Annotated in this window: 2 protein-coding genes; one reads left to right on the top strand and one right to left on the bottom strand. The window is 64.5% G+C overall.

Features of this window, described 5'->3' with window-relative positions; genetic code table 11:
- Nucleotides 1-952: peptide chain release factor 3 (locus tag EN893_RS30530; RefSeq protein ID WP_128362040.1), on the bottom strand; the 952-nt coding region annotated here is incomplete at its 3' end.
- A gap of 236 nt (nucleotides 953-1,188) precedes the next feature.
- Here EN893_RS30530 and EN893_RS30525 point away from each other — a divergent pair.
- Nucleotides 1,189-2,136 (top strand): FAD-binding oxidoreductase (locus tag EN893_RS30525; protein ID WP_164901256.1); only part of this gene is annotated, 948 nt, incomplete at its 3' end.

Below are 2,136 nucleotides of genomic sequence, written 5' to 3'. Positions count from 1 at the left end.
TACCCGAACAGACGCGGACGAAGGCAATGCGGTCGCGGTGATTGGGATCCATGTTGGCCTGGATCTTGAAGACGAAGGACGTCATCTTCTCTTCGGTCGCCTCGACCTTGCGGGTGTCCGCCTCCTGCGCGCGCGGCGGCGGTCCAAAAGCGCCGAGTGCCTCGATCAGGTCGCGCACGCCATAATTGCGCAGCGCCGAACCGAAATAGACCGGCGTCAGATGGCCCTCGCGGAAGGCTTCTATATCAAGGGGTCTGCACGCTTCTCGCGCGAGCTCCAGTTCCTCGATGAAGGCTTCGCGCTCGTTTTCCGGCAGCAGGCCGGCGACGCGGTTGGAATCGGGACCGTTGACCGGCGTGCGTTCTTTCTCCGCGTCGCCCCCGCGCACGGCATTCAGCGCCAGATGATAGGTGCCGGCAAAATTCTTGCCGCGGCCGATCGGCCAGGTGACGGGGGCAGTATCCAGCGCCAGCTTCTGTTCGATCTCGTCCAAAATCTCGAACGGATCGCGGCTTTCGCGGTCCATCTTGTTGATGAAGGTGATGATCGGAATGTCGCGCAGCCGGCAGACTTCGAACAGTTTCAGTGTGCGCGGCTCGATGCCCTTGGCGGCATCGATGACCATGACCGCCGAGTCGACCGCCGACAGCGTGCGGTAGGTGTCGTCGGCGAAATCCTCGTGGCCGGGCGTGTCGAGCAGGTTGAAGACATTGTCCTCATACTCGAAGGTCATCACCGAGGTGACGACCGAGATGCCGCGCTCGCGCTCGATCTTCATCCAGTCGGACCGCGTCTGGATCTTGTCCTTCTTGGCCTTGACCTCGCCGGCGAGCTGGATGGCGCCGCCGAACAGCAGCAGCTTTTCGGTGAGCGTCGTCTTGCCGGCGTCCGGGTGCGCGATGATCGCGAAGGTGCGGCGGCGTGCCACTTCTTCTTCTATTGCTTCGGGCATTCTCTGGGATTTCCGTGTGACAGGCCGGGCTTCTAGCAGCGCAGTGCCGGCCTGTCGACCGGTCCGGCGGCTCGGGCGCTGCTGATCGCCGCCTCACCGTCAGAGCATACAGCTCAGTCGTGCTGTGGCTCCGGCCAGTGCATTGCCGCATATTTTACGCTGCGCGATGTTGGCAAGCGGCTGCCGGGATGGCACTGGATGAACATCCCTCCGGATGACGAGGCAGAGGAGCAAGCATGACTGCGGCGAAACAAGTAATCGTCATCGGCGCCGGCATCATCGGTGCCTCCACCGCCTGGCATCTGAGCAGAGCGGGTGCGCAAGTGACGGTGATTGCCGACAGTGCTGCCGGTGGGGTGGCGACGCCAAATTCGTTCGCCTGGATCAACGCCAGCTGGGGCAATCCGGAGCCCTATTTCCGGCTGCGCACCCGCGCCATGGCCGAATGGTCGCGGCTGGCGCAGGACCTGCCCGACCTGCCGCTGAGCTGGTGCGGCGGCCTGTGCTGGGACTTACCGGCGGCCGACATGGAAACCTACGCCACGGAACATTCCGCCTGGGGCTATGGCATCAGCCAAGTCGACCGCGCCGGTGCAGCGCGCATCGAGCCCAATCTCACCGAGCTTCCGGATTTTGCCCTGCATGTTGCCGAAGAAGGTGTCGCAGAGCCCGTGGCCGCCGTCCGTGCCCTATTGGCAGACGCGAAGCGACATGGCGCGAAGACCATCTCCAGCACGGTGACGGCCCTGGTCCAGACCGGCGGCAGGATCACCGGTGTCGACACATCGCATGGCCTGATTGCATCGGACGAGGTGGTGGTCGCGGCCGGCGTTGGCTCGCCGGAGATCGCCGCGACCGCCGGGATCAACCTGCCGATCGAAACGCCGCCCGGCCTGATCGTCCATTCGCGACCGCACGAAAAGCTGCTCAACGGGCTGGTGCTGGCCGAGCGGCTGCACATGCGCCAGACGGCGGAAGGCCGCATCATCGCCGGCTCGGATTTTGGCGGAGCCGATCCGGGCATGGATGCCGAAGCCACCGCCCACGCCCTGTTTGCGGCCATGAAGGCCATGCTGCGCGACAGCGATGGGTTGGAACTCGATTTCCACACGGTCGGCTACCGGCCGACGCCGATCGACGGCTTTCCGATCATTGGCCGCGCCGAGGGCTTGGACGGTGTCTAT

Origin of the sequence: Mesorhizobium sp. M7A.F.Ca.CA.004.04.2.1 (genome assembly GCF_004022825.1) — a bacterium.
GTDB lineage: Bacteria > Pseudomonadota > Alphaproteobacteria > Rhizobiales > Rhizobiaceae > Mesorhizobium.
Note: the sequence above shows the minus strand (reverse complement) of the source record. Positions and strands in the feature narration are given on the sequence as shown.